Origin of the sequence: Nocardioides sp. (assembly GCF_035429765.1) — a bacterium.
GTDB lineage: Bacteria > Actinomycetota > Actinomycetes > Propionibacteriales > Nocardioidaceae > Nocardioides.
Genome location: NZ_DAOMFK010000145.1, coordinates 1 through 6,114 on the forward strand (window position 1 = coordinate 1; position 6,114 = coordinate 6,114).

At 74.5% G+C, this 6,114-nt stretch carries 6 protein-coding genes; 2 read left to right on the top strand and 4 right to left on the bottom strand.

Annotated elements, in window-relative coordinates; all coding sequences use genetic code 11:
• The 4 genes from PLP61_RS12545 to PLP61_RS12560 form a co-directional block, all read right to left on the bottom strand.
• A partial coding sequence (locus PLP61_RS12545) for a tetratricopeptide repeat protein (RefSeq protein WP_324503062.1) occupies nt 1-814 on the bottom strand: 814 nt, incomplete at its 3' end.
• Nucleotides 815-820: 6 nt separating this feature from the next.
• The gene (locus PLP61_RS12550; protein ID WP_324503063.1) at nt 821-2,437 is read right to left on the bottom strand and encodes a S8 family peptidase; all 1,617 of its coding nucleotides are present in this window, start codon (nt 2,435-2,437) and stop codon (nt 821-823) included.
• Between the two features lie 45 nt (nt 2,438-2,482).
• Nucleotides 2,483-2,956, bottom strand: a complete 474-nt coding sequence (locus PLP61_RS12555; protein ID WP_324503064.1) for a hypothetical protein — start codon at nt 2,954-2,956, stop codon at nt 2,483-2,485.
• Nucleotides 2,953-3,585 carry an RNA polymerase sigma factor gene (locus PLP61_RS12560; protein ID WP_324503065.1) on the bottom strand — a complete coding sequence of 211 codons (633 nt, stop codon included), beginning with the start codon at nt 3,583-3,585 and terminating at the stop codon, nt 2,953-2,955. Before PLP61_RS12560 ends, PLP61_RS12555 begins: the two co-directional genes overlap by 4 nt.
• A 292-nt stretch (nt 3,586-3,877) precedes the next feature.
• Here PLP61_RS12560 and PLP61_RS12565 point away from each other — a divergent pair, with 292 nt between their 5' ends.
• Together PLP61_RS12565 and PLP61_RS12570 are read left to right on the top strand one after the other, a co-directional pair.
• Nucleotides 3,878-5,041, top strand: coding sequence for a lipid II:glycine glycyltransferase FemX (locus PLP61_RS12565; protein ID WP_324503066.1), 1,164 nt, complete (start codon nt 3,878-3,880; stop codon nt 5,039-5,041).
• Nucleotides 5,038-6,114 (top strand): alanine racemase, encoded by a 1,077-nt coding sequence (locus tag PLP61_RS12570; protein WP_324503067.1) that lies wholly within the window; start codon nt 5,038-5,040, stop codon nt 6,112-6,114. The genes PLP61_RS12565 and PLP61_RS12570 overlap by 4 nt, the downstream gene beginning before the upstream one ends.

Consider the following 6,114-nt stretch of genomic DNA (forward strand, 5'->3'; position numbering starts at 1 on the left):
TGCCGGTGCGCGTGAACCGCCGCCGCGCCGCCCGGGCGGCCGCCAGCGACTCGGCAGGGTCGGCCAGCAGCACCGAGCGGGCCAGCACCAGCTCCGCCTCCCCGCGGCGCTGGTGGAAGCGGCGCAGCCCGTAGGTCCGGGCCGCCTCCCGCAGCGCGTGGCGACCCTCGGTGGAGAGTCCCGCGGCCATCAGCACCTCGGCCCGGTCCTGGTCGCAGATCGCCCGGGTCAGCGGCGACATCGGCGCGAGGACCTCCCGGGCCGCGTCCATCTCACGCAGCGCGTCGACGAGGTTCCCCAGCAGCAGCTGGGCGTAGCCCAGGTTGTGCCGCGACATCGCGGCCTCGGTGGTGAGCCCCGCCGACTCCAGGTGCTCAGAGGCCGCGGCGAAGTCCACCAGGGCCCGGTCCGGCTGACCCTGCTGGAGGTAGACCCCGCCGCGGTTCAGGTGCGCCTTGCCCAGCTCGGCCGGGTTGTCGGCCAGGGAGCCGATAGCGGCCTCGAACGCACTGAGCGCTGCCACGGTCTCACCCCGTCGCATCAGCAGGAGCGCGCGCTGGCTCTCGACCACCCCCCGGGTCTCCGCCGACAGCCCGGCACGACCCAGCGCTCGCTCGCACAGCGCCAGGGCGCCTGCGGCGTCACCGGTCTCGGCGGTCACGAACGCCAGGCTGGCCTCGATCCGCGCCCGCAGCTCCCCGTCAGCCTCGTCGGTGCGCTCCTGAGCCCTCTCGAGGAGGGTGCGCGCGGTGCGCAGCCGCCCGCTGTTGATCGCGGTGACGCCTCGGCTGTGCAGCTCTGGTGCGGTGGCCACGCCCCATCATGGCGCGACGATCGCGGTCAGGTCCTCCACCACCGCCCAGCCGCGCTGCACCACCTCGTCGGTGCTCACCGTGCGACCGGAGCCCTCGAGCCGCTCCAGGAGCGCGGCGGCGACCTGCCCGGCGAAGTACGGCGCCGCGAACGACGTACCGCTCCACACCGCGAAGCCCCCGCGGAAGTCGTCGGGGTCGATCGACTCGCGGACCCTCCCCAGGCACCGGGTGCGAGCGGTCGGCAGCAGCCCTCCCTGCAGGGCCGGCATCGTGCTCATCACCGCGGCGCCCGGCACGTAGACGCGGACCCACTGCCCGGCGTTGCTGAACAGGGCGTCGGTCCGGCCGTTGGGGTTCAGCGCACCCACCGAGACGATCGGCACCCGGTCCGGGCTCGCCGGCACCGGCCCCGCCCCGTTGCTCCACGGTGCGAACCCGGCCGGGAACGTGGGCCGGTCGGTCGCGTCGTTGCCCGCCGAGCAGACCACCACCACCCCGTGCCGACCCAGCTCGGCGAGCACGTCGTACAGGGTCGGGTCGAAGAGGGCATCCTCGGGGGTCTCGTGGTAGTAGCCCATCGACAGGCTCAGCACGTCGATGGCCCGGCCGCCGGGGAGGCCGGCGCGGTCGCGGCGGACCAGCTCGGCGATCTGCTTGAGCGCGGTGATCCAGTCCGACTCCACCAACGGTCCGGCCGAGGGGACCACGCGCCAGGAGAGGATGTCGGCGTCCGGGCAGCCCTGGTGGACCAGTCCCGCGATGAAGGTGCCGTGGCCCGAGAGCGGGTCGATGGAGCCGTCCAGCGGCCCGGCCAGGTCGCCGACCAGGTCCGGGTCGGTGGCCGCGTCGACGTAGCCGATCGGGGAGCCGTCCAGGGTGGCCGTTGTGGTGACCACCCCGTCCAGCCAGGGGTGGGCCGCGCAGCCGGTGTCGAGGATGGCCACCACTGGGCGACGACCGGGGAGCTCGTCGTCGCGACGTCGGTGCGGCGCCGGGCCGACGTAGGTGACCGGCTGCCGTCCGCCGCTGCCGGGCACCCCGTAGGTGCTGACGGCGTACGACGTGCCGCTCCGGCCGTAGGGGTGCGACGCCTCGAACGGGTGCGACGCCTCGAACGGGTGGGAGGCCTCGAAGGGATGCGACGCCTCGAACGGGTGGGACGCCTCGAAGGGCTGGGCGAACACGACGTGGTCCAGTCCCACGCCGCGCAGCCGCTCCAGGCCGTACTTCGCCCGGGCCTGCTGCAGCAGCGCCCAGCCGTCGGGGGCCAAGGCTGCCTGCTTGGAGGCCAAGGAGATGCGCAGCCGCCGGACGGTGAACCGGTCTGGCTCCGCCCGTCCCCCCTCCTCCGGGTCGACGTCCCACCCGAGGGGGCGGGCGACGTCGCGGAGCAGGTCCAGGGTCTCGGCGAAGTTGTCCCGGGAGACCAGCAGCCGCGGCCCGACGTACGCCGTGGGCCGCGGCTGCACCCCCTCGACGTTCAGGGCGGTGGCGGGGTCCAGCACCCGGCCCTCCACCGGGGCCAGCGCCCACCGGGGCGGCTGGGTGGGCTCGCGCTGGAGGAACCGCGGGTTCTCGGGGCGGGCGGGGTCGGACTTCGGGTCGCTGTCGGGGGTCTGCATGCGTCGCCTTTCACCGGGTGCCCCCGGGCTGCGGGGGCGCACGTGTCAGATCTCGAAGGTGGGGGTGCCGAACGCCGTCGCGTCGGGCTCGTGCGGGGTCAGCCAGAGGCGGTACAGCCCGGGCGGGAGGTCGGAGAGCTCGAAGCGGCCCCGGGTGTCGACCTCGGTCTCCCAGCTGCGCTCGTCCCCGCCGACCTGGCTGGCCCGCACGGTCACCGGGCCGGGCGGCACGATCCACCCGTCCAGGCGGGTCGCTGCCTCGCCGCTGCTTCCCCCCGCCCGGACCAGCAGGTCGAGGCCCTCCGCCGCGAACCGCAGCGTGTAGGCCATGGTGCCGCGGGTGCCGGCGAGCTCGGTGGTGCGCTCCACCAGCAGCATGAGCTCGTAGTCGAGGTCGGTCGCGGCCACCGCGGCCTCGGCGGTCGCCACGGCGACCATCCGCTCGACCAGCCCTCGGGGGACGGGGTCGCGCTGGTCCCACATGCGGACCAGGTCCTCGAAGATCGGCTCGCGGCTCATCGGTCTCCCCCTTCGTCAGGCGTGCCCGTGGCAGCGGCAGGGACCGTCAGGGCCACCCGCAGCTTGGCCAGGCACCGGCTCCGCGTCGGCCCGATGCTGCCGACCGGCATGTCCAGCGTCGAGGCCACGGTGCGGTAGTCCGGCCGGTGCTCGAAGGCCACGATCCGCAGCAGCCGCTGGCACCGCTCGTCGAGGGTCCCGACCGCCAGCCACAGCCGCTGCTGCTCGTCGTGCTCCACCGCGTCAGCCTCGGCCGACCGCTGCGTGGGCAGGGCCACCTGGAACTCCTGGTCGTCGACCGGGACGTCGCGGGCCACCTTCTGTCCCACCCTCCAGGCCTCCCGCCGCGCGGTGGTGGTCAGCCAGCCGCCGACCGCGACGGAGTCCTGGATGGAGTCCCGGCGCCGGACCAGCGCCAGCCACGTGGTCTGCAGCACGTCCTCGGCCACCTCGGGACTGAGCCGGTAGGCACGCACGACGTGCCAGAGCACCGGTGTCATCAGGCGCACCAGGTCGTCGAGCCCGCCCTGGTCACCGTCGAGCCACCGCCGGAAGCAGGCCGCGGCCTGGCCCCACACGGCGCCGTTGCGGTCCCCGCGCGGCTGGTCCGCGACCTGGTCAGGGCTCACCCGGATCCCCTCCCATGCCGTCGCCGTACCTACCGTTGCGCTGCTCACACCGCCCAAGGAGCCCCGTCGGGAGGTGCTGATACCTGTCGACCCCCACTGTGCCGAGGATCATGCCCGAAGGCGAGGGAATTGGTGCGCGCGCCGCGTATCTGGCCGGTACCGCCCTGCTCTTCTCCGGTGTCGTCGCGGTTTCGCCTCCGCGGCGACGGGTATCCCTGGGACGGGGACTCGATCGGTGCGGGGGACCGGTCGAGTCCCCGTCCGCCCGGCCGGAAAGGTAGCCTCGGCTTCCGTGACCGCGCCCGAGCCTGTTCCCGAGCTGACGGTGCGGACCCTCACTCCTGCCGAGCACCTGGCCTTCCTGGACTCCCCCACCGGGCACCACCGCTCCGTGAGCTTCCTGCAGACGCCGGCCTGGGGAGCGGTCAAGTCGGAGTGGCGCCACGAGTCCCTCGGCTGGTTCGGCCCGACCGGGGGGCTGGTCGGCGCGGGGCTGGTGCTCTACCGGCAGGCTCCGGTGGTCCGCCGGTCGCTGGCCTACCTGCCCGAGGGGCCGGTGATCGACTGGGCCGCGGACGACCTGGCCCGGTGGCTGACCCCGATGGCCGACCACCTGCGTCGCGCGGGCGCCTTCGCCGTACGCATGGGGCCGCCCGTGGTGCTGCGACGCTGGAGCGCGGCGCAGGTCAAGGAGGGCATCGCGGCCCCGCAGGTGACCCGGCTCGGCGACCTCCCGCCGCTGGAGCGCAGCGCGGAGGGCGCGCGCGTGGTCGCCCAGCTCGACCGTCTCGGCTGGCTCCCTCAGGCCGTCGAGGACGGTTTCGCCGCGGGCCAGCCGCAGTACAACTTCTGGGTGCCGCTGACTGGCGCGGACGGACCGCTCACCGAGCAGCAGGTGCTCGCGGGGATGAACCAGCTGTGGCGGCGCAACATCAAGAAGGCCGAGAAGGCCGGCGTCGTGGTCACCGCCGGCACCCGGGCCGACCTGCCGGCCTTCCACGCCCTCTACGTGCACACCGCGGAGCGGGACCACTTCACGCCCAGGCCGCTGGGCTACTTCCAGACCATGCACGACGCGCTCAGCGCCGAGGACCCGGGCCGGTTCACCCTCTTCCTCGCCCACCACGAGGGGGACCTGGTGGCCGCCACGATCGCCATCCGAGTGGGCGAGCACGCGTGGTACTCCTACGGTGCCTCCTCCACCGACAAGCGTGAGGTGCGCGGCTCCAACGCGGTGCAGTGGGCGATGATCCGCGCGGCCATGGCTGCCGGGGCCCGCGTCTACGACCTGCGGGGCATCACCGAGACGCTGGCCGCGGACGACCCGCACGTGGGCCTGATCCAGTTCAAGGTCGGCACCGGGGGGCAGGCGGTCGAGTACGCCGGGGAGTGGGACCTGCCGCTCAACCGGTTGCTCTACCGGGCCTTCGACCTGTACCTGAAGAGGCGCGGATGAGCCTGACCCTCACCGTCGACGGGGGGCGCTGGCGGCGCCACCTGCGTGGGTACGCCGAGGCGACGCCCGGCCTGGTCCCGGTCGCGAAGGGCAACGGCTACGGCTTCACGGTGGGCCGGCTGGCACGGCGTACCCGGTGGCTGGCCGGCCGGGTGCCCGGCTCCGCACTGGACACCCTGGCGGTGGGCGCCTACGAGGAGCTCCCCGAGGCGGCCACCCGGTTCCCCGGCTCGCTGCTGGTGCTCACGCCGTGGCGGCCCTTCGGGGCGGGACTGGCTCTTCCCCCCGCGCTCTCCCGGCGGGTGGTGCACACGGTCAGCCGGGTGAGCGACCTGGAGGCGCTGCTGGCCCGGGACCCGCACGCCCGGGTCGTCCTGGAGCTGCTCACCTCGATGCTGCGGCACGGGATGTCCCCCGCGGAGCTGCGCGAGGCCGGGCGGGTGCTGTCCGCGCACCGGGGCGCCCGGCTGGAAGGGGTGGCGGTGCACCTGCCGCTGACCCGTCGCAGCCACCTCCCCGAGATGCACCGGCTGATGAACGACCTCGTGGGCGCCGACCTCGGCACCACCACGGTGTGGGTGAGCCACCTCAACCCCGACGAGCTCGGCCGGCTGCGCGCTGCGTACCCCGACTTCACCGTGCGCCCGCGCGTGGGCACGGCGCTGTGGCTGGGCGACCGGGAGGCGCTGCGCGTGACCGCCCCGGTGCTCGACGTGCACGAGGTGACCATGGGCCAGTCGTTCGGCTACCGGGGCCGGCCGGCCCCCTGGCGCGGCCACCTCGTCGTGGTCGGCGCCGGAACCGCGCACGGCATCGGCCTCTCCGCCCCTACCGGTGACCCGTCGGTCCGGGCCCGGTTCTCGGCGGCCGCCCGGGGCGGGCTCGACGCGCTGGGGATGTCGCGGTCACCGTTCGTCGTCGACGGGGCCCTGCGCCTGTTCGCCGAGCCGCCGCACATGCAGTGCTCGATGCTGCTCCTGCCCCACCGGGCGCGCGTGCCGGCCGTCGGGGACGAGGTCGAGGCCCGCGTCCGCTTCACCACCACCACCTTCGACCACATCCACACCACCTAG